The following is a 20,962-nucleotide window of genomic DNA, read 5'->3' as shown; positions in this document are numbered from 1 at the left end:
CAGAGCTTGTATTGTTTACCCTAGTCTGGGTATTACTTTTACTACTAGTAGGTTTAATCGTTGTCTACGTGTTGAAAAATCGAGATAAAAACGACGCTGAAGAACAGATGGATAAAAGAGATGAGGAATGGTCGGAAGTTGTCAATGCAATGACTGAAGCGTTGAGTATGTCGAATCAAAAAATCGAGGAACTGGAGCTAGACTTACATATGGCTGCGGGTGAGATCGAGAATCTGACAGATGAGAACATTGAGTTCCGCGAAGGTAAAGAGTTAGATATGGCCAAGCACTACAAGGCAGCCATCTTCCTAGATAAGAAAGGTGAGCATGTCGTTTACAACAACGGTGAGTTGGTGATCGATGAACAAGTTTCCTTCTTTCAGTATGTCAAAGGGAATGAGGCACAGTTCTTCGTTACGCATATCGATGGTGTGAATGCTCAGTTCGCAATGGCCGAGCAAGATTATTGACATATTTAAGTTAAATAGTATATAGTTTAAATATGGTAGAGATACCAAATACATACGAGAAACGTCGAGATACGCCAGCCAAGCGTTTGACGGATTTCTAGTAGTCTGCGAGGCAGATGGGTTTCGCCGCCTATCTGCCTTATTTTTGTAGTTGGCTGTAGAGCAAAGAGATATAGGGGATTCTGGGACGTGTTGGGTTTAGGGTAGGCTAGGTATTCAGAAAGATTAGTAGGTGTTTAATTCCTTGTACGGAGTCATGAAATAGAGCGCAGAATTGATTGTAAATTAACTAATACACAAATAACCATTTAAACGCTCGTTAGAGCGCTTGTGACGCTCGGTAAGGTCTTAGTATAGACACTGACCACAGAAGGGCACAGAGAGGCGTTTAAACGCTAATTAGAGCATACGAGAGGTGATATAAGAGTGTTAAAGGTGTACTTTGGTGATTTTGACCGCTTTGCAGACTTAGACAATAACGAATGGGTTAGTGATCAGTGTCATGACCCAAGTTGTGAGTTATGCGGTGAGATGGGTGACGGGCTGCCTAATTATTATGTAGAGGCCGGATTTGATTTTGATGTGATGTTTGATAGTGAGATTGATAGACGTGAGAAGAGATTGGCTGCAGAGAATGCCAGTGTGGTTATGGCTCGGAGTGCGATGGATGGTTGGGGCTAAGAATATCTTAGACCGTAAATGAATACATAATTAATGACGAGGAGAGATTGAGATGAATCGACTAGTAGGAGTTTTTGAAGGAAACGAAGTACGAATGGCAGGAACACCTGAGAGTCCATTATTTGTGCTCGCGGATGTTTGTAAAGTATTAGACATTGGAAATGCAAGCGACGTCAAAAAAAGATTAGAAGAAGGGGTCGTTGGTATCGAGGTGTTCCAAACAACGACCGGAGCAAAGACTCTAACAGTAATTAACGAAGATGGATTGTATGACGTTATCTTTGATAGCAGAAAGCCCGAGGCTAGACGTTTTCGAAAATGGGTTACGAGTGAAGTCCTTCCAGCCATTCGAAAGACAGGGAAATATAAAGCACCTAAAAAGCGATATACATATGATGAAATGGAATATAAAGTGGATTTTCTTGCGGACGCATATTTAGAAGCTCACGATGTATTGAACGAGAAGTACGCTGAGGTTCGCAACTTGCGGAGAGAACTGGATACGAAAGATGAATTGATTAACAAATATAAGTCACTTTCTTATCGTAAGAATAGCTATAATGTGAGTGATATTGCATTAGCTTTGAATATTTCTTCTCAAAAAGTTAACAAATTCCTTGTACAAGCCGGGATTCAAGAGAAAATGGATATTGGTTATCGCATTACAGATCGATTTAAGGAGTTAGAGAGACAAGATTATGTGCGCTACTACAAAGATTATCGATATACTCAAATGCGATGGACTGAAAAAGGACGCAGTTATGTGGTCGGTCTAATCAATCGATACGGATACGATGTACCAAATCATCGTTTACAATTGAATGGTTGAAATCAGAGGTCTTAGCTAACGCTAGGACTTTTCTTTTTGTTTTAGAAAGGAAGTGAGCGGGAATTAGGAGAATATAGGATATTGGAGGTGGAGAGATGGGTGATTTAAGTTTAGGTGGAATCTTTTTAGTTGTCTTGGCCTTGTTTATGTTATCTGCTGTCTGTTTTTATATTGCATTGGTTATTGAATCCGGGAAGTTGTCATTAGGTTTGGAAGAGTTGAAAGAAAGACCAGAGAAGCCAATCACTCGCCCTGCTACATGGAGAGATGGTATGGAAGTGATCGGAATGGATGTAGGTAAGTATGAGAAGTATGCAGGGGCTTTGACTGAAAGATACCCGGTGGCCATGGATAGTCTAGTGAAGATGGATTGGTTAGGGAGAAAAATGACGGAAGAAGAAAAGAGAAAAGTGAGACAGGGATTTGAAGAGAAGTTTGAAGTTGTGATCGCTGAAGAGGAATTGAAAAGAAGAGAAGTTATGGGTGAGGAAATTGAAGATGTGCTGAAACAGGCCTTCAGAGAAAATGAGTATGTGAAGTGATACAGATGAATTTTTGTGAATGATACAGATTTGGAGAAAATAGAGGTTTTTGGGATGGAGAAGTGAAATCCTTTTATTGGGTAAGAGGAGAAAAAATAAGTGGTTTCCCCATGGGATGGGAATAAGTGGTCAAAACGAGGTGTTTTGGGGTGGTGTGGTAGGTTGCAGAAAAATAGAGTGAAAATACCGATGGGATCGGGATATATAGGTGAAATGGGGTGGGTGCTGTGAGGTGTCCACCTTTATTGTATTTTTAAAAAGGGTAAAAAAGGTCGATAGGATGGGAATAAATGGTCTATTTGCAGTGAATGAAAAGTGAGAAAAAATACCGATAGGATGGGAATAGTGGTTTTGGGGAGAGGTGATTTCATTTTAAGGGTTGATAGTGGTGGTTAATAGAGGTGGGTTAAAAAGGTGGGTAAATTTTGAGGGGAAAGAGGGGTTTTTTGTGTTTTGTTTTTTGTAGATGGGTGGGAAAGGTGGGTATGAAAAAGGGGGTTATTTTTTTGGGGGTGTGGTTGTGGAGTAGCTTACGTCGATAGACGTTATATTCTGGATTGCTTGGATTTTTACCTACCCCATGGGCTTTTTTTGCATAATACATATTATAGCAAATTTATTTTGGTTGTTTATTATAGGAAAATGGGCTGCTTAGAAGCTAGTGAATCTGATCTACTACTATATAGTTGTGACTGGTACAGTTTGTTTTTTTAACTAGTACAGATTTTTTATTGTCTATTTTGTTGGTTTGCGGATCAATCCTTATAGGGTTTTATATGTGATTTTGCACATAGTTATAACATGTCATCGAGCGCTGACCGATTCCCCAATCTATATTCCTAACCTGTAACTATTATTGTTTCAACTAATACCAAAAAAGAACCTTATTGAGGCTATTAATCAATCCTTTATCCCTAAACCCCGTAACTCCGTTACGTCCTCATTTCCTAATATGTACATATCATTCGATCAACTCAATTGCAGCACTCCATCATATCAACCCTCAAACCCTAACCATCGGCCTACCGACCACCTAACCACCTTATCGGCCTATCCATCTCACACCAACAAACCTCACACCAAACAAAAAACCCTTAACCATTGTAGTTAAGAGTCTATATATCAATCATTGATCTAACCTTAATTCCTATCTCCTTACTAACTCTAACATCAACCATGCAATCTATACTTAAACTTATCATTTCCTAGTCTCCTTGTTTTTAGTCCGTGATTATATTCATATCCATGTCTTAATAAACCATCTAAACTATACGCTTCATACCCTATATATCTTCTCTCTTTAAAGTGTCTATTGTCCGATCTTAATAAAGACAATGCAGCATATCGCATGTATTCAACCCTCATTCCCCGATCAACTAACAGGATATACCCTGCACGTTTACCACCTGTAATAGCAATGTTATAAGCTGCCTTAATCATCACATCATCACCAACAAACCCTAAACCATATAGCTTATCGCTAACAGGTGGATAGAGTAGCCTAGCAATCTCGCTTAACTCTTTTAGTTGTCCATCGGTTAAACCATTGTCATGATACGTTTTGTATAGTCTTAGATACTCTAACTCAAACTCGCTTAACCAGCCGTTAACGTCCGGCATTTATATCACCTGCAATTCAAACGTCCCACAATCTAATAGCTTGATACTCGCGACACCGTAACCATCTAACAGTAGCCGATGCTTTGCAGCCGTTAACGATCCTATATCTGTAAACGTATAAACCTTAACTTTATTACCCTTATCAGTCTTGATTAGTGTTGTCATTGTTAGTAGTCTCCTTTAGTCGTTTGTATTAATAACCTTTACCCTTATAAACGGTCATACCGCCACCTGGTCTAAGTCGATCACGGGCATAGCAGCATACAGTTTAACCGCTGTTAGTTCGGGCACTTGCTTAACTACAATGCCATCTTTAAGTTTAAAGTATCTATTACGTTGATCCTTGTTAACTTTCGTTAGCGGCTCTTTACTCATGTAATAATTAAATACGATCTGTTCATGGTCGCTTTTAGTTACAAAATATTCAACACCTGTATGTCTAACCTTTAAGATCCCATTACCACCATATTTAACAAACTTTAAAGAGTCGTAAAAGTAAAAGTCCTCTTTATTATTATCTACATACTTATTAACGACTCGCGCCACGTCCGGGAACATCTTATCAACCGCTTTTATTATGCGCGTTTCTAACCGCTCTAATGCCGTTTCGATCTCTTTCCGTTCGTCGCCGTAAACCTCATGACGTTTAATATCTAATGCTTGACGTTTAGTAATTGCCTTTTCTAATTGAATAGCGTTCATCTGTATCATTCTCCTTTTATTATCTGTATTAGTTAACTTAAAAAACTTCTTGTAAGATCAATTCTTTTACGTTCATTAAGTCCGCTATTATTTGTGCTCTATAATCAGACACCTTAAAGGGATCGTCTACTAAATCTCTTACTGTATTAGATAGACTGAGCATCAAACAAACGTTATAGCCTGTACACTCTTTAAAAAAGGCGTCACGGTCGTTAAATGGATTGCATACCGTTCCAAATTCCTCAATAGCATAGCGATAGTATTCGTCCATTTCAGTAGCCCAAACGCTCATTGTCTGATTGTCAACGCGTCGCGGCATAATCATATTATCCTTAATCAGTAATCCTAAATCATAACCGTTAACAGTTGTTTCTGGATCGATCTTATTTAGTCCGTCTATTATTATCTGTTGGCAATAGCGTTTGTAAGTCATGGTTAGCAGTCTCCTTTATAGTAGGCAAATTCAACATTTTATGCCGTTTTATAACTCTAATTTTTCCCATCCTATCGAATCACAAAAGTAATACTTATTATCTATGAAGATGATATCTGATACACTCATAGAACGTCCTTCAAAGTTTTCAGGATAATCCATATTAAACTTGTAAAAAAGTTCTTCTAGTGGCGGTTTACTTCCTTCCTGCTCTATTTCTCCTTCATATGCGACAACGTAATTATTCAAATTTACTTGAATCTTATCACGCTTCAAAATTTTAGACATTGAGTTGCTTCTCCAAAAACTTCTCTTTAATTGAAACAGTTTAAACTTTTTGATTTTCATGTGATAAAAGTCTCCTTTTAGTTTCGTTTTAGTTTTAGGTTTTCAAATTTTTCTTTAGTTCGATCTACTACGGTTTCGAATTTTTCCAGTGTAACCCTACTTAATACATTGTTTGCGGCTGCAACTGATCCTTTTCTCGTTTCATGATTCGAGATAGAACTACCTGTTTCGTTTTCGATCACATAATAACGCTTATCATCTTTTTTATAGATACCGAACGAATATTTGTTTGTTATATCGTTAACTTCTAAATCTTTATTTAACTCAAGCAACCAGCCGTCTACCTGTACTTCTTTAAAACCTTCTGTTGTCATAATTGAACTTTTTAGAGTTGCTTTTTTCATTTTAAAAACTCCTTTAGTAGTATTTTTTAGTTTAATAATCCTTCATACTTTAATGCAGCCCGTACTAACTCTAATGGATCACCAGCAATCTCAAAGCCATCTAGACCGCGTTTAAGCTGCTTTGTATTGCTAAGATAGTAATCAATTACTGATCCATATGCCATGTCTGTATAAGGTTCAAAGCCGTTCATTCCGACGTGACCGACGTCATAACCATCAATCACAACATCGCTATTAATCAATTTAATAGAAGGATCACCAGCCGATCCCTGTATATTCTGAAAGACTTCTTGAATCAATTCTTTTAACGATTCTTCAATGTTGTTTGACTTAATAACAAAGCTCTTTTCGTAATAATCTTTACTAAAAATAATTTTGTCTAAGTCTTCATTTTCTTCTTCATCGGGATCAAAAAGAACGTTTTTAAGCGTGTGGGCTTCCTGGTGGATATAGTCATCGAAAGAGTAGTCTGGATATACCATGCACTCGTAAACGTTTGGCGTGATCTGTGAGTAATACAGTAATCCTTTTCCGTTTACTTCTAACGTAACAGCCGTGTCATCTGGCTTTGTGATCGTTTGTATTATCATTGTAAGTTCTCCTATCAAATGTTTATTTTAATTAGTTCATGCTTTCAAGTTTGGCGTTATCGAAAAGTTTATTAGTATTTTCAACCGCGTCCCGAACCGCTTTACCGCAAAGTCCGATATAAAGGTTCCAGCGATGATCTACATTCTTATCTTCATTTTTATATTTATCATCTGTTAAACCTAATTCGTCTTTCATAAATTTTTCGATTTCATGATGATAAACAAGAAACTCTCCAGCTTCAGCAAGGACTTTTCCAGCGTTCCAAGCGTTGAACGGTTGATAATGGTAAGCAGCGTTCGCGTTCAATGCTAAAGCGTCGCGCTTCTCTTCTTTTGTTTTTGCGTCAACCTGGAATGAAAGAACGTGCTCTACCATTTTTAAGCGAAACTCTTTTGTATTCGTGTTAACTTTTGTCATTGTTAAAACTCCCTTAATCTTATTTTTTGATTGACCCTATAAAGTCTTTATTAGTATGCAAGATTGCTTTCTTTAAGTCGTTCGTCCCAAACGTTCAAGATGTTTTCGACGTCCCAGCCGATGTTGTAAGACTGTATGAGCGCATAATTTTTTGAGAAGTAGCGACGATATAAAGGCATCTTCTTATCTTGGAAAAAGAAGTTACGATATTGTGAAACCATTGCCATCGATGGAGATAAGCGGTATAGAGGGTTACCGTAGATGTCGTTTCCTGTACGCTCTACATGTAATGTTAATTGTCCTTTTTCGAATGTTTGCATTATAAAAACCACCTTTTAGTTTATTTTTTTATACTTTTTAATTTAAATCAGTTAACACGATATTTTTCTAACGCTTCATAGCGCGGTTTTTCTAGTTCGTCCCAATACTTTTTTTCTGCTTTTCTGTGGGCTTTAGGCAGCATGGTTAAAAGCGATCCGATGCCGATCCCTGTAAACAGTGTGATTAAAAATTCCATCATGTTAACTCCTCCTTAATAAGATTCTTCACCGTGATTCATGTAATCCGATACGTCAACAATGTTGTATTCCTTTTCGATTTCCGCGTATGTTTTGCCAGTCTCATACGTCAGTTCCTCTGCTTGAAATTCCGTAATCGTTTGTTTCGTGCATGATTCCTTTGAATTAGGAACAACAAAAGGACAACCAAAGGTAACTTCTAAGTTTTGATTTTTCCCGTTAACGATACATTCTTTACATAACGCTTCTGCTAACGCTAACTGAGGATTTTCATCATTACAGATTTGAGCCCGTTCATTAAAGACAACACAAGCTAATTCGTCACTTTCATTTAAGAAGAAAGTATGATAAAAGGTTTGACCGTTCCGTTTAATTCGGAAAGTCATTTCTTTCTCACTTTCATCTTTAAGGCATTTTACAATTACAAATCCTGGTGTTTCACGCTCTAAAGAAGTTAGAAGAAATTCTTTGTATTCACCTTCTGCGGTTTTAAGCTCTTTATTAATATTCAAGATGGTCTGCCTCGATTCATCAGATAAGACAACATTTTTCAATAGTGCTGCTTTCATATTAAACACTCCTTTAAGTGTAGTAGGTTCGTTTTGATCTTCCCGAAACTGTTTGGGATCAACGTTTTTATGAAGTTGTCAATGTGCTTGCCTTGCTTTCTTAACTTAATTATACCACCTATTTTTCATTTGTAAACACTTTATTGTATTATTTGTTTTAAAGATTTTAAAGTGTTTTAACCGCTGGTGTTGTGCGGTTTTTCTTTCTGGAATAAATATAGCATAGTCTTTTATCACTTGTAAACACCAAATTAAATATTATTTGTTTTAAATGTTTGAACATGCTTTTTTGACGTGTTTCTTCTATATAAAGGAATTATAAAACTTTCCGATAAAAACACTCTTTTAGGACGATTTAAACGACATAAACGGGGACTTATCCTATTAATTAGTTGCCGATCACGTACAGAGGGCATGATTTAACCGCGCTCGCGTCGATCTGGTACGTCTTGCGTGTCGATCACGTCAATAGATAGGATCAATGAAAGATTGATCGTTTAACAGATAAGCAGCAACGGCAATAATAAATAGCACAAAATATAGCCGTAGGCCGCTCCGCTCGGCCAAAGATTTTTCTTTCTTCAGACCGGCCTTCTTGACCAACACGGCCATATCATTATAGGGAGCTATATACGATCAGTGAAAATGTGTATAACAGAAACGCTTATATATCACCCACTATTCTTGGCCAAAAAAATAATATTTTTTTTAGATTTTTGCATAATACTTTTAAAAATCACCAAGGGAACGGTATAGTTTCAATCAAAATATGTATAACAAAAAAAGACCCACATATTAGCGAGTCTTCCAGCAGCCTCTAGCGCTTGAACGAAGAGGTCTTTTATTTGTTTTTTTATTGTCTAAGTAAATGATTTTCTTTTTGTTATCATTCATTTCTGTGTATCCTGTAGCGTACATATTGTAGATTTCTTCTGGAGGTAAGCAAGGAATGATCGTGCTTCCGTAGTTTACGACTCCTGTGTATTCGTTTGTATTGACTAACTTAGTTGACTGTTCTACGTCGTTAAAAATATCGATTACGATAGCATGTGCCATGTTACTTCCCCCTAGTGGCTAATTGACTGATTGTTCTCTCTGTCTATAAACCAATAATAACACGTGATTGTGGATAAGTAAATACTTTTTGTTTTAATTCATGACAAATAAGCGCATATCTGTATGATATACGCTAAATCTGTGGATAACTTTTACTATTAGTCTATATATTCTTCGTTTATTGATTCTGAGATTTTGTCGATTTGATCTTTCCCAAGTTCTCGGTAAGCATAAGAGAATAGTGCGTCTTTTAAGATCGTCTCGATGTCAGTAGCGTCAACATCTTTATGATTAATCAGGGCTCTAGCAAGTGCTTCATTACGAGGATCAAGCTTAACACTGTAATTAATAGAGTCTTTTTCATATCTAAGGCGGTCAAAACGTGGGGAAATTTGTTTCTTATCGATATAAACTTCGTATCTTTCTTGGTATTTGTCTCCGATGATGTCGTATTTAACGTTAACACCGTTTGATACACCCATCTTAACTAAGTTATCAGCTCTCGTGCGATCAGTCACCGAGATGTTGTCGCTTCGAATCAGTGAGTTATAGAAACTCTCTATCTCATTTTGTTTATTCAAATTAATATGCCTCCTTGAGTTGATATGTCTATTATAGATGAAATATTGATGTGGTAGCGAAGTAGCGATTTTATATAATTATTATTATTTTATACTATTTAATTTAAAATTGATTCTTTCCAATAATCGTATACTTTAACTGGCTCTCTGTCTTCTTTACTCATTAGAACATATAGATCGTTCGTACCGGCTTCAACATACGTGAAGGGATACTTGCGTAAAAGCCCTTTGACGTTGTTGAAGTGGTGTAAAGGGTAGGCAGCAACCATCTCACCTAGGTTTTTACGATGGAGGCCACGCTGATAAAAATGAATATTCTTTTTTAACCATAGTTCGCGCGTTTCATGTTGGGTCGCATCCGGGGAAGGGAACTTTCCATTATTGACGTATTTCTTTAATAACTGCCGACTAATGCCAATCATTTTTGCTGCATCGGCCATCGAGAAGTAAATATCTCCGTCGTAAAGGTTTAATTCTAGTTGAACCAGGGAATTAACACAGTGCTTGACTTCATCGATGATTTGAACATCTCGTTTCGTTTCAATAAGGAATCGTTTCCAGTCAATCCAATCTACTTCGCCAGGATCTTTAATTTTTAGGTCGAAGAACTCTTCAATATCTTCTTTGAAGAAATAATCAGTTCGTGCGTTCATGCTATCGTCTACGAAAGCAAAGACGTCATTTTTGAACGTGCATAATGTTAGTTTCATCTTATTTCATCCTTTCTAAAACAAATAGTATTTGATTTATATCTAAACTATATCACGTTTTTATCGTTTGTAAACATATTTTTTGTTTAATTAAAGAGAATTATTATCAATGATTTATATGGAATATATGTTCAATCGACGTTGATATAAAGCCATTTTCACGATTCATCAAATATTCATATAGCAATTATTAGCATAAATAACCATGTGAAAAGCCATTATTTCATTGTAACTGCATACTATTTTAGTTTATCCTTAATGTAGAGGAAAATGACCTTATAAAATATATGTATAGGTAAAAAGTGAAGAAATGTTATAGAAATGATCTTCAAAATAGAGAGAATATCTTGAATTTAGAGAGACATCGATAAAGGGGTGTTTAAGTGATGAGAAAAGAAGGATTAGAAGAGAAGGTTTCATCTTATTTATTCTCACATAAAAGAGACGAAGAGATGATCAATAAACTGTCAAAACGAATGTCTTCACACGGATATTCGAAAGGCGAAATTATAGAGATTACTTACGATAATGGGAATCATAAAAAATTAAGCTCTGTTGAGAGTATTTTAATTGCTAAATATCTAACTGACGACGGGTTTACGAAGGGTGAACTTAATCCGACAGAATATTATACAGACCAGGAGATCAACGTTGCTCTGCAGCATTTCGAAGATAAAGAAACAAAAATGAAATTGCCTTTAGCTCTAGAAAATGTTCTTCAAGTTGGTTATGGAGAGTATGTTACGACAATTCATATTAGAACTTTATATAAAATGTATGAGAGTGGCCTTATTGTTTATAACTTTGATACGCAAAGAGACGCAAAACTAAAGAAAATGAATAACGGTTCTATTGTAAGAGTTGCAAACGTAAATAAGAAAAGTGTAGAAGAAATTACTAATCTATTAATTAAAGGGACTTATATTCCTGATACATTAACTCTCAACCTATTAGTAGGAACGGGGAAAGATGGAGAAGAGCTTACGTATAATACGAAGAAGAACGAGCTCATCGTACACGAGGGAGTTTCTATTGATATCCTAGATGGATTCCACCGCCTTAACGCAATCAGAGAGGCCTATAAGCTTAATCCTGACTTAGACATCGTATTCCCGTTACAGGTAAAGAATTATGATGCGAGGAAGGCTCGCCAGTTCGTCGGACAGACAAATACAGTGAACGTCATGCCCAAACAGTATGTCCAGCAGCTCAAGATGGATACACATGAGGATTTCGTTGTGACAGAACTTATGGCTCGCTCAGAGCTCAAGGATCGTGTCAGTCAACGTGGCAGCATGAGTATCAAGACAGGTAGACAAGTAACGTCTATCAAGAAACTAACAGACGCGATTGCGAAGGTATTCAATATTCAATCAAAACGTGAAGCAATGCGGCTTATTTCTAAACTGACAGTTTATTTCGACGAGTTAGTTGGCTTATATATTGAATCGGATATCCCTTATGAAAACTCCATTTTCTCTATTGAGAATGCAATGTTAGAAATCATGAAACATGCGAAAGAATTTGTAGACTCAGATGAAGAGACAATTCAATTAGATATTAAGAATATTCTATTAGATCCAGAGGAGGAGAGAACACTTGGTACAATCGAAAGAAAACTACGTAGCTGACCCAGAATGGTATGATTTTGAGGTTAAAGAGAAGTATTTAGATAATATCTCCGAAAGTCAGAAAACTTATGCTATGTTCCTGATGAAAAAAATGAGCGAACATGAGAAGGTCGTTGATGAACCGTTGTACGATCAGACTACTTCTAATATCGAAAGTTTTTTATTCTCTTTAGCTCCACTTACAAACAAGACAAGTTATAAGGGTATCGGTTATGTAGTGCGTTACATGAGGTTCGCTGCTGAATTAGGTGTTAAAAAATCCAATATTATTCTTATTGAAAATTCGCCGGAATATGCTGATAAATTTGTTCCTCAAAATGCACGTACATTTATTACATTAAATCAGCTTGATGCTATCATTAATAACTGCGTAAACCACCAAGATAAAGTAATTTTTAGACTTCTCTTTGAAGGACTAAGAGGAGATAAACTATCAGAACTTAGAAACTTAAAACCTAATGAAGTTTATGAGAAACAATTAGATGGAAGAACACAATTCTTTATTGATATTAATAGTTCAGAAAAAAATAATAGAACAATTAGAATTACTGAGAATCTATATTATCTTTGCAAGAATGCAGCAGATCAAGAGACTTACTTATTAAATAATGGCCGAGAAGTGAATGAAAATGTCGCCCATAGACGAGGCGATGAACAAGATCTTATTGATAGCGGTTATGTCTTAAAGCGTTCTAAGATTGGAAGAAACGCAAGCGATGAAGAAGCTTCGATCTCATATCATGGCCTCTACTTGAGAGTTAAACGAATCATGGATTATGAAGAATTCCAAGGTATCGATGGAGACTATATGAAGTTCGGTAATTTATATCAATCCGGGGCGCTATATGAAGCATATAGAATCATTGATCTGGAATACGCAGAAGGACTCCTTGGGGCTTGTACGAAAGAGGAGAGAGAAGAAATCTATAACAAAGTGAACTGGTTATCCATTAGACGGAAAGTATGCGAGAAATTCATTTATGTTCACGACCAAAAATCTAAAGAGTTAATTTCAATCGATAATATGATTAAATACTATTAAGAGGCCATAATAGGTCTCTTTTTTAAGTCTTAATACCTAAATAAATGTTTTCCAAATAATTGAAATAGGTTAAAATATACTAGAGTTAATAACGAGAACGGGTGTGAGGTTAGATGATGACTTTCTCTACATTTCAGTCCTTGGGCGAAGAAGAGAAGTTGAGTTTATTGATTAGCTACATGAATACATATGAAATAGGTGAGATTGCAGCGCACTGGCATAAGAGCGCAATGGACATATTTAACATTCAGATGGACTTAATTAGAAAGAAGGAGTACGGGATGGATTCTAATCATGAAACGAAAGAATTATCTGAAATGGGTAAAAGTCTAGATATGCTAACTTATGACCAGTTAAAAGCACTGCACTCAGAAGATCGAGCGAGAATCATCATGCACTACCACGAAATGGTCGAGGGTAAAACAGGTATTTTAGCGGAGTGTCTTGGCATAGAAGTGAAAAGGGCGTATAATTTAATTTATGCAAGCAAGAGAAAACTTGAAGAATTAGAGAAGAAACGGGTAGATGATATGGCAGCTAGACAAAAAAGAGATATCGATGATACAGAGGAAATCGATCAATTGAAGCTCGAAATGAACATGCTAGACAATGATATGACTGTTGAGCTCACTGGAGACGGTAGTGGGAAGAAGATATCTAACCTACTTGAATCAGTGGCACTGGCCATCGAGAACACCGGTGGAATGATGACCGTAGAATTGAAAATCAAGAGACCCGAATAAGGGTTTCTTTTTCATTTAAATTAAATAATACAAAAAATTAGACTTTGCTGTTAATGGGTGATATAGTAGGAAATGTACCAAATACATAAGAAAAGGATGTGCTTCACAGCATGGCAAAGAAGACAGAGTTTAAACCGAATCGAATTAACTTTAAGGTTCGAGGAATTATCACTCGACTAGGAGATCGAGGATACGCAGAAGATGAAAACCAGGGAATGTGGCAACGAATCCGATTTGGTATTAAAACAAGTAAAACAAATGAAGTTCCGGTCGAACTGTTCGGCTACAAAGGTGATGCGTTCTTCTGGAGTAAAGAAAAAGGTCAGTCATTCAAAGTAGATTACGAGGATCGTCACAACAAGCCGAAAGGTGTCAAAGACGCTCACATGATGGGCGTAGGAGTTAACCACAAAGGGACAAAAGACGGATTAGAGAACTTACATAAGTACGACGCAGTAGAAGCAATCATGGAAAACTTTGCCGATGGTGATTCAGTTCAGATCACTGGTCAAGTAGAATACTCTTCTTACGAAAAAGAAGACGAAACAATCGTTCAAAAATCGTACTCGATTAATCGTATTACGAAGTTCAACGAACCTATCGACTTCGACAAAGAAGACTTTAAAGAAGTTTCTTCATTCGAAGGCACGTTTATCTTCTTGGATATCGACAAAGTAAAAGAAGAGGGCGGCTCAAGTTACGACGATGTAACAGCTCGCGTAGTAACAAAGAAGGACGGAACGTTCGTTGACACAGACTTCCAAGTTCCTGAACGCAAAACGAAAATGTCTAAAGCCTTCAAAAAGGCGCTCAAATGGGGCGATGAGATCAAAGTCAAAGGCCTGTTACGGAACGAAGCTATCGAGGTAGAGGTAGAAGACGAAGAAGAGGACGAGTGGGGTTCAGAGGAAGTAGCCGGATACGGTAAGCCAATCACTACATACAAACGTTCGATGGATATCGTTCATTTCGATCAGGACTACTGGAAAGACGGCGACGATTCTAAAGGTATTCCACCAGGTAAAGGGAAATACAACGAAGAGGACTTCGAGGTTGACCCATTCAACGAAGAAGATGCGCTCGACTTCGATGACGATGACGATGACGACTGGGCATAATTTTATCAATACATATTAAAACAAATAGTATACATACAGTTTAAAATAAATTATAATAAGAATAGGATGATTAGATGTCACGACTAAAGAAGATCAAACCTAACGTACCACAAGCAGACCTTAAGGATTACGTCATTACCCTCTTCGGTGTTCCGAAGTCGGGTAAGACGACACTGGCTCACAACTTGGGCGTTGAAATGTATGGAACAACAGAAAAATCATTATTGATTGGATTCGAAGATGGTTACAAGGCGTTACCTGGAGTAATGGCCGAGTCAATCAAAGACTGGTCAGACTTTAAGGATCTCGTAGATGATCTTATCGAAGACAAAGAGGACAATCGAGATAATTCTCAATTCCAATTCCTGATTCTTGACACAATTGACGAAATGGCTGAAATGGCAGCAAAAGTAGTATTACCACGACTCTCTAAGTTGGATGGCAAGCAATACAAGAACGTTGATGACGTTGGTTTTGGTCGCGGAACATCTGCGGTACGTAAAGAAATCATGCCTGTCATTAAACAGCTTCATAAAGCAGGATACGGGATTTGTGCTATCACTCACGACAAAGAGAAGAAAATGGAGCCTAAAGTCGGTCAGGCATATGATGTTACTACATTATCATTGTCTAAGACGTTATCTGAAGGTATCGAGAACATGTCAGATTTCATCGTCTTCATTAACATCGAAGTTGAGAAAGTGAATGGCAAGAACGAAACGAATCGATACATGTACTTCCGGTCAGATACAACGTTCCGAGCGGGATCACGCTTCAAGAGTGTCCCAGAGAAGGTTGAGTGGGGTGCAAAGAATTTTCTTGATGTCTTCAAAGAAGCAGTAACAGAGACCAATAAAGGATACAAAGGCAGCGTAGTAACTCAATCACCACCTCCGACAGAACAGGGAGACGATGAGTTAAATGAATCGGACACAGTAGAAGAAGTACATACAGAAGAAACAGAAGAAACAAACACAATCGATCCAAAAGAAATCAAAGCGTCTATCAAAGATTTGGACGCAGCAGGGAAAAAAGAGCTAAAATCTTTCCTGGAAGAAGAGTTCGGATCGACAAAGCTTCCAGATATTTCTGAAGTCGAGAAATATTTGGCTATTCAAAACAAGATTGATAGTCTATAATAAGAACAAGAAATACGAACGTGAGTTCTCAGAAAAGAAATTACTTAAAAGATGAATCATTGTACCCATTTATAGCAGAACAATATATGGGTACAATGTCATTAAATGTCGAATAATGTCGTCATAATTTCTTTATAATTTCTAAATTTAGACTAGAAAATTCCAAAGATATATCGTAAGATAGGTAATGTTGACAATTCGAAAATCAATTAACCGATCGAATCGATATATAAAACATGCTAAGGGGCGGACGCGATTGAGTGACAATAAGGGTTTTGAAGATTTAATATTAGCTGACAATGTGAAGAAAAAGTTTTTGGAGAATCTTTTAGAAAAACCTGACAGAGTCGCTGAATTGTACCGACGATCATCGAAAGAAGACGTTGAGACATTATTCCAGAAAGAATGCTCTAGTGGTTGCTATCGACGATTCTTGGATCAAGTCAAAAGCAAATTGTCTGAAGAAGAATTCATAGGATGCTACTCATTACATATGAGTGACGCTCAAGGTGGATTCGGAGGGTTCGGTGTTCATTCATTCCTCACTGTCGCAAAACGACAGCAAGTAAAACAATAAAAACAAAAGGGTTGAGAGGTCTTACAAGTGTTTGGCCTCTTAATTTTAGGTGAAAACAATGAAAAATAACATCTTTAAGGGGGCTTTGGTTGTCGCTGCGCTGACCGGGATTGCATACGGCACACACGAACTACGAGAAAAAGACATCATGATTGAACAATTAGATAAAAAACAAGCGCAGACATCAAAGACTTTAAGAACAGTTTCGGCTTATCGTGAGATTGAGAGACAAGAGTTTGGAGATGTAAGCACTGCTTACGAGCAGAAGGTCAAAGAGTTGAAAGAAAGTAAGCACAAACAGAAGAGCTACAAGAGTGAGGTAAGCGATTTAAAAAAGAAATTAGCATCGTTGAGCAATCAATCGCAAGAACTGAAGAAAAAATTAGACTGAAGAATGAAGATCTGAAACGGTCTGAGTTAAAGAAAGCTAATAAATCTGATCAGACAGAACTTAATAGTACGCCTTTAAAACAAAAGGAGTCAACTAAAAAAGTTGTCAAACAGGTCAGCAGTTCAGCGGTGCAGTATCAAGCGACAGCATATACGTTAGGTGATGCGGGAATGCCTAACAACGGAGGAAAGACAGCGAGTGGTAAGATTGTCCAGCAAGGGCGAACAATTGCCGCAGATACAACGCTTCTCCCACTAGGAACTGTCGTTCAAATTAATTGTCCGGGTTATCCATCTGTGAACGGTACATATACGGTAGAAGATACCGGTGGAGCAATTCAAGGCAACATCTTAGACATTTACTTTAACAACCAGTCAGAAGCGATCCAATTCGGTCGTCAGACGGTTTATGTATCAGTTTTAAATTAAAAAGTACATTAAAAGGAGTGTATCAAAATGAATGACGAGCGACTAATGAAACTCATTGAAAACCACATTCAAACCACAGATCAAAACGACAAGCTGTATATCGAAGAACTATCGAGTCGAGTAGACACGATGGAGAATCGATTCAAGCCAAAGGCCGTAGATGTGTTGCGAACGCTCATGTCGCGCCAGGAACGAGGTTGGTAATATGGCTCTAGTTAAGTGTAAGTGGTGCGAAGAGAAGGTCGAAAAAGAGTCAGCGTTCGTCATTGAGAAGCAAACGAAAGAAAAGTTGAAAAGTGGTAAGCAGAAAGTTTTACGTACTTATCTTCACGATAAGTGCGTGGACGCTTACTTTGACGATAAAGCTTTCAAAGAGCGTGAACAAAAACAACTGGATTCATTACGAGATACGATCATGGAAATTCACGGCATTCGTCCCGAAGATTTCCCGCGTCACTTCTATCAGTTGCTGCAAGACATTCGAAACGGCAACATGATCGGCCGCCAACGAAAGAACTACAAGAGTGGTACGGAGTATCGAATCATCGAGAAAGCATATTTACTAGCGGAGAGTGATATCAAGTGGCAGAAACTTAAAAAATCATTCGATACTACTCTCGGAGAGTTAAAGTACGGTCTAGCAATCGTTCGAGATAAATTGAAAATGGCACGTGACCGGGATCGAGCCGAGAAGCAAGCCCGTAAGATTGCGAAAGCAGGTTTACAGAAGGAAATTGCGCCTGACGCAAACAACTTCAAAAAGAAAGACAAAGAAGACTTAGATATTACCGACTTCTTAGATTGAGGTGAAAGGTTTGGCTAAAGCAAGCGTATCAAAAGAAAACATCGACAAGATCAAATCGAAAGCAGAGATTGAGGAAGGATATCTAGTCTCGACACTGTTCGAGAATCCGAACCACTACGCGACCTTCACGAAAGACGACCTTCACGGAGAGATGTTCTTACATCCTGAATGGCGGTTCTTGTTCGAGTTTGGCCGTAACATGTTCCAGGACGGTATCAGAACGTTCGATGATGTCATCATATTAAAAAAAGTTAAAGAGTATGGTATACAGAGCGAGTTTGACAAGCATGGTGGGTACGAACCGATTAATCAGATTGTCCGTAAGGTCGGTGTCTCTACTGACAACTTCGATGACTACAAGCGTGGTATTCGCTGGAATCACATTATCAAGCAGCTTAAGATGATGTTCGGAGACAAGGTGTTTGTTAAAGAGGGCAAGTATGATCCATACAAGATGAGAGCGGAACAATTAACGCTCTACTGGAAAGACAAGATGAATCTGATTCACATGGCAGCAAGCGAGAATATCTTTGATTCGTCTCCCTTACTGTTAGACGCAGAGAAGTATATCGAAGAGATTGAAAAGCAATCTGAAGGTGTACTTCCGTTCTACAACGCAAAATTAACAAACAAAGCAGTAGCAGGTTGGGTTCGCGGTAACGTATTCATGCATGGTGGATACGGAAATACTGGTAAGTCATCCATCGCAACAGAAGATGTCGTGATGGCCTGTATCGAAGCAGGAGAGAAGATTGTTATCCTAGCGAATGAGGAAGACCGTAAGGCATGGCAAGATAAGCTCTCAATGACGATTAAGACGCACTGCCTTAAAGAACTGAAGTTTGATCGTAAGAAGTTAGTACGAAGTGGATTGACGGAAGAAGACAAGGAAGTTATTCGTCAAATCGTCGCTAAGACAAACGAGCTATTAAATGGCGATGATCGTTTAGTTCAAATCGTATTCCTTCAAAGCTATGTCATCGAAGACGTTAAAACAATGATTCAGCACTATGTCGCACGAGGGTACATCAACTTCTTGATCGATACGCACAAAGTTAGCGATAAGAAGACTGGAGACAATCGTGCCGCACAGTTCGTAGATGATACGAAAGAGTATTACAAGTTAGCTCGTGCCGATGCCGGTGGATATAACCTACGAGTCTTCTTGAACTTCCAGTTAGCCGAACATACCAAAGGTCGTAAATACCTGGACAATGATTGTATCGGTGAAGGTAAGGCAGCAAAAGATGAAGCTGCGGTCGTTATGATGTTCCGCAACGTGTTCGACGACGAGAAAGAGGGCGGAAAGAATGAACTTGAGTGTTGGAAATGGGTTGCACCAGACGAATTCAATGATAAGCCGTTCAAGAAGACATTCAAAATGTCGGCATCAAAACAGTACTTCCTGAAATTCGTATCGAAGAATCGATTTGGATCAACAAATGACGGTGGACAAGAAGTAATCGTTGTCGAGCCATACTTTAACGGAAACACATTTAGAGAAATCGGTTATACATATGTTGCTAAAACTAGCGATTCATATGCCAGAAAGTAAGTTAAATAATCCATAAAGTCGGTAACATTCCAATTGTTACCTTAAAGGTGGCATCAAAAGATGGATTTCAAGGAGATAAAAGCGTACATTTATCAGCATGAATTGATCCCAAAACTGCTCGAAAAGCTGAAATGTGAGGCCATTAAGCCTGAGCAGGGTGGTTCTCTCTATGTAGCGCGACTCCCGGACGAGTATGAGAGTCGAAATAGACGAGCGGTACAGGTAAAGAACGTCAAGGGACTGTATTCAAACATTCGAAATCGTGATGTGAGCGGTGACATATTCAATTTAGTCGCTGCTCTCATTTATGACAAGTGGGATCGAGAGAGTCAATCGGAGTGTAGCGGCAGGAGCGCTCAGTGGATTTTAGAAGAACTGGGGATTGAAGATTCAGGGGAACGAAAACAAAAACTTAAGACAAACAGTTGGTTAAAGGAAATCAAGTCGATTCGATCATCGTTAACGAATGAAAAATTGCCGCTGTCGATCATGAACGAATACATCCATGCGCCGTATCAGAAATGGATTGATGAGGGGATATCAATTCAAACGCAACATAAGTTCGGTGTAGCGATGGACATTGACTCAAAGCGAGTCGTTTTTCCGGTTCATAACAGCGATGGGGATTTGATTGGGGTCAAAGGGAGAATGTTGGACGACTGGATGGACGACGATGCGTACAAGTACCTGTATCTCCATTCATGTAACAAATCGATTGAGCTGTTCAACTTTCATCGAGCATTCGATAGTGCGACAGAGCGAAGCGAGTTGATCGTAGTTGAGGGTGCAAAGTCAACGATGTTGGCTGATTCACTGGGTTATTACAACGTAATGGCCATAGAAGGTGATTCAATTCAACCAGGACAAGTATCGTTGTTGCTAGGTTTACCGTTAGACGTTGAGATCATTCTTGCGCTCGACGCGGACAAAGACGAAGAGTATGTAGCAAAGATGGCTGAAGCGATTGGTATGCGGAAGATTAGCTATCTCATTGACACTGACAATGTGCTTGGAGATAAATCTCATAAAAGAGCACCGTTTGATTTAGGTAAGATGGCTTTCGAAAAACTGCTGCAGACCAAAAAAATCTATCGTAAGCGAGTTCTCGCTTCATAACAAAGG

The 20,962-nt window shown here is 38.1% G+C and carries 29 protein-coding genes; 16 read left to right on the top strand and 13 right to left on the bottom strand.

Features of this window, described 5'->3' with window-relative positions:
- From KNP96_RS14570 to KNP96_RS14555, 4 genes are all read left to right on the top strand, one after another.
- Nucleotides 1-470, top strand: a 470-nt coding sequence (locus KNP96_RS14570) for a hypothetical protein (protein ID WP_214771573.1), incomplete at its 5' end; no start/stop codon positions are given.
- 435 nt (nucleotides 471-905) lie between these two features.
- On the top strand, nucleotides 906-1,151 hold the full coding sequence (locus KNP96_RS14565) for a hypothetical protein (RefSeq protein WP_214771570.1): 246 nt from the start codon (nucleotides 906-908) through the stop codon (nucleotides 1,149-1,151).
- 52 nt (nucleotides 1,152-1,203) lie between these two features.
- Nucleotides 1,204-1,980 (top strand): BRO family protein, encoded by a 777-nt coding sequence (locus KNP96_RS14560; RefSeq protein WP_214771568.1) that lies wholly within the window; start codon nucleotides 1,204-1,206, stop codon nucleotides 1,978-1,980.
- A 95-nt stretch (nucleotides 1,981-2,075) separates the two neighbouring features.
- Complete coding sequence (locus KNP96_RS14555; protein WP_214771566.1) at nucleotides 2,076-2,522, top strand: hypothetical protein; 447 nt, start codon at nucleotides 2,076-2,078, stop codon at nucleotides 2,520-2,522.
- A gap of 1,170 nt (nucleotides 2,523-3,692) precedes the next feature.
- On the opposite strand, the gene KNP96_RS14550 is transcribed toward KNP96_RS14555, so the two are convergent.
- The 13 genes from KNP96_RS14550 to KNP96_RS14490 form a co-directional block, all read right to left on the bottom strand.
- Entirely contained in the window at nucleotides 3,693-4,142 is a 450-nt protein-coding gene (locus KNP96_RS14550) for a hypothetical protein (protein ID WP_214771564.1), read from the bottom strand.
- Nucleotides 4,143-4,361: 219 nt separating this feature from the next.
- Complete coding sequence (locus KNP96_RS14545) at nucleotides 4,362-4,844, bottom strand: hypothetical protein (protein ID WP_214771562.1); 483 nt, start codon at nucleotides 4,842-4,844, stop codon at nucleotides 4,362-4,364.
- A 37-nt stretch (nucleotides 4,845-4,881) separates the two neighbouring features.
- Entirely contained in the window at nucleotides 4,882-5,277 is a 396-nt protein-coding gene (locus KNP96_RS14540) for a hypothetical protein (protein WP_214771560.1), read from the bottom strand.
- A 48-nt stretch (nucleotides 5,278-5,325) separates the two neighbouring features.
- Nucleotides 5,326-5,625, bottom strand: a complete 300-nt coding sequence (locus KNP96_RS14535; protein WP_214771558.1) for a YodL domain-containing protein — start codon at nucleotides 5,623-5,625, stop codon at nucleotides 5,326-5,328.
- A 17-nt stretch (nucleotides 5,626-5,642) separates the two neighbouring features.
- Nucleotides 5,643-5,969 carry a hypothetical protein gene (locus KNP96_RS14530; RefSeq protein ID WP_214771556.1) on the bottom strand — a complete coding sequence of 109 codons (327 nt, stop codon included), beginning with the start codon at nucleotides 5,967-5,969 and terminating at the stop codon, nucleotides 5,643-5,645.
- Nucleotides 5,970-5,995: 26 nt separating this feature from the next.
- Nucleotides 5,996-6,559: a hypothetical protein gene (locus KNP96_RS14525; protein WP_214771553.1), complete on the bottom strand. Its 564-nt coding sequence runs from the start codon at nucleotides 6,557-6,559 to the stop codon at nucleotides 5,996-5,998.
- A gap of 31 nt (nucleotides 6,560-6,590) precedes the next feature.
- On the bottom strand, nucleotides 6,591-6,977 hold the full coding sequence (locus KNP96_RS14520; RefSeq protein WP_214771550.1) for a hypothetical protein: 387 nt from the start codon (nucleotides 6,975-6,977) through the stop codon (nucleotides 6,591-6,593).
- 50 nt (nucleotides 6,978-7,027) lie between these two features.
- Nucleotides 7,028-7,297, bottom strand: coding sequence for a hypothetical protein (locus tag KNP96_RS14515; RefSeq protein ID WP_214771548.1), 270 nt, complete (start codon nucleotides 7,295-7,297; stop codon nucleotides 7,028-7,030).
- 47 nt (nucleotides 7,298-7,344) lie between these two features.
- Nucleotides 7,345-7,497, bottom strand: a complete 153-nt coding sequence (locus KNP96_RS14510; protein WP_214771546.1) for a hypothetical protein — start codon at nucleotides 7,495-7,497, stop codon at nucleotides 7,345-7,347.
- Nucleotides 7,498-7,509: 12 nt separating this feature from the next.
- On the bottom strand, nucleotides 7,510-8,064 hold the full coding sequence (locus tag KNP96_RS14505; RefSeq protein ID WP_214771544.1) for a hypothetical protein: 555 nt from the start codon (nucleotides 8,062-8,064) through the stop codon (nucleotides 7,510-7,512).
- Nucleotides 8,065-8,859: 795 nt separating this feature from the next.
- Nucleotides 8,860-9,120, bottom strand: coding sequence for a hypothetical protein (locus KNP96_RS14500; protein ID WP_214771542.1), 261 nt, complete (start codon nucleotides 9,118-9,120; stop codon nucleotides 8,860-8,862).
- 158 nt (nucleotides 9,121-9,278) lie between these two features.
- On the bottom strand, nucleotides 9,279-9,701 hold the full coding sequence (locus KNP96_RS14495) for a hypothetical protein (protein ID WP_214771540.1): 423 nt from the start codon (nucleotides 9,699-9,701) through the stop codon (nucleotides 9,279-9,281).
- A gap of 98 nt (nucleotides 9,702-9,799) precedes the next feature.
- Nucleotides 9,800-10,411 (bottom strand): helix-turn-helix transcriptional regulator, encoded by a 612-nt coding sequence (locus KNP96_RS14490; protein ID WP_214771538.1) that lies wholly within the window; start codon nucleotides 10,409-10,411, stop codon nucleotides 9,800-9,802.
- A gap of 386 nt (nucleotides 10,412-10,797) precedes the next feature.
- On the opposite strand from KNP96_RS14490, the gene KNP96_RS14485 reads away from it, so the two are divergent.
- The 12 genes from KNP96_RS14485 (at nucleotide 10,798) to KNP96_RS14430 (ending at nucleotide 20,956) form a co-directional block, all read left to right on the top strand.
- Entirely contained in the window at nucleotides 10,798-12,042 is a 1,245-nt protein-coding gene (locus KNP96_RS14485) for a DNA sulfur modification protein DndB (protein ID WP_214771536.1), read from the top strand.
- Complete coding sequence (locus KNP96_RS14480; protein WP_214771533.1) at nucleotides 12,011-13,084, top strand: phage lytic cycle repressor MrpR family protein; 1,074 nt, start codon at nucleotides 12,011-12,013, stop codon at nucleotides 13,082-13,084. The genes KNP96_RS14485 and KNP96_RS14480 overlap by 32 nt, the downstream gene beginning before the upstream one ends.
- Before the next feature lie 116 nt (nucleotides 13,085-13,200).
- Nucleotides 13,201-13,827, top strand: a complete 627-nt coding sequence (locus KNP96_RS14475; protein WP_214771531.1) for a hypothetical protein — start codon at nucleotides 13,201-13,203, stop codon at nucleotides 13,825-13,827.
- A gap of 110 nt (nucleotides 13,828-13,937) precedes the next feature.
- Nucleotides 13,938-14,945: a hypothetical protein gene (locus tag KNP96_RS14470; protein ID WP_214771529.1), complete on the top strand. Its 1,008-nt coding sequence runs from the start codon at nucleotides 13,938-13,940 to the stop codon at nucleotides 14,943-14,945.
- A gap of 74 nt (nucleotides 14,946-15,019) precedes the next feature.
- A complete protein-coding gene (locus tag KNP96_RS14465) occupies nucleotides 15,020-16,084 on the top strand; it encodes an ATP-binding protein (RefSeq protein WP_214771528.1) in 1,065 nt (354 codons plus the stop codon).
- 256 nt (nucleotides 16,085-16,340) lie between these two features.
- Nucleotides 16,341-16,661, top strand: coding sequence for a hypothetical protein (locus KNP96_RS14460; RefSeq protein ID WP_214771526.1), 321 nt, complete (start codon nucleotides 16,341-16,343; stop codon nucleotides 16,659-16,661).
- A 58-nt stretch (nucleotides 16,662-16,719) separates the two neighbouring features.
- Nucleotides 16,720-17,052 carry a hypothetical protein gene (locus tag KNP96_RS14455; protein ID WP_214771524.1) on the top strand — a complete coding sequence of 111 codons (333 nt, stop codon included), beginning with the start codon at nucleotides 16,720-16,722 and terminating at the stop codon, nucleotides 17,050-17,052.
- Nucleotides 17,053-17,222: 170 nt separating this feature from the next.
- On the top strand, nucleotides 17,223-17,480 hold the full coding sequence (locus KNP96_RS14450) for a 3D domain-containing protein (RefSeq protein WP_214771522.1): 258 nt from the start codon (nucleotides 17,223-17,225) through the stop codon (nucleotides 17,478-17,480).
- 27 nt (nucleotides 17,481-17,507) lie between these two features.
- Nucleotides 17,508-17,684 carry a hypothetical protein gene (locus KNP96_RS14445; RefSeq protein WP_214771519.1) on the top strand — a complete coding sequence of 59 codons (177 nt, stop codon included), beginning with the start codon at nucleotides 17,508-17,510 and terminating at the stop codon, nucleotides 17,682-17,684.
- Between the two features lies 1 nt (nucleotide 17,685).
- Nucleotides 17,686-18,285, top strand: a complete 600-nt coding sequence (locus KNP96_RS14440) for a hypothetical protein (protein ID WP_214771516.1) — start codon at nucleotides 17,686-17,688, stop codon at nucleotides 18,283-18,285.
- Between the two features lie 10 nt (nucleotides 18,286-18,295).
- Nucleotides 18,296-19,840, top strand: coding sequence for a hypothetical protein (locus tag KNP96_RS14435; protein ID WP_214771513.1), 1,545 nt, complete (start codon nucleotides 18,296-18,298; stop codon nucleotides 19,838-19,840).
- 60 nt (nucleotides 19,841-19,900) lie between these two features.
- A complete protein-coding gene (locus KNP96_RS14430; RefSeq protein ID WP_214771509.1) occupies nucleotides 19,901-20,956 on the top strand; it encodes a hypothetical protein in 1,056 nt (351 codons plus the stop codon).
- Nucleotides 20,957-20,962: the final 6 nt, after the last annotated feature.

Source organism: Exiguobacterium sp. s133 (assembly GCF_018618595.1).
GTDB classification, from domain to species: Bacteria; Bacillota; Bacilli; order Exiguobacteriales; family Exiguobacteriaceae; genus Exiguobacterium_A; species Exiguobacterium_A oxidotolerans.
The sequence above is the reverse complement of the archived record's forward strand: the minus strand, read 5'-3'. Positions and strand labels throughout refer to the sequence as shown.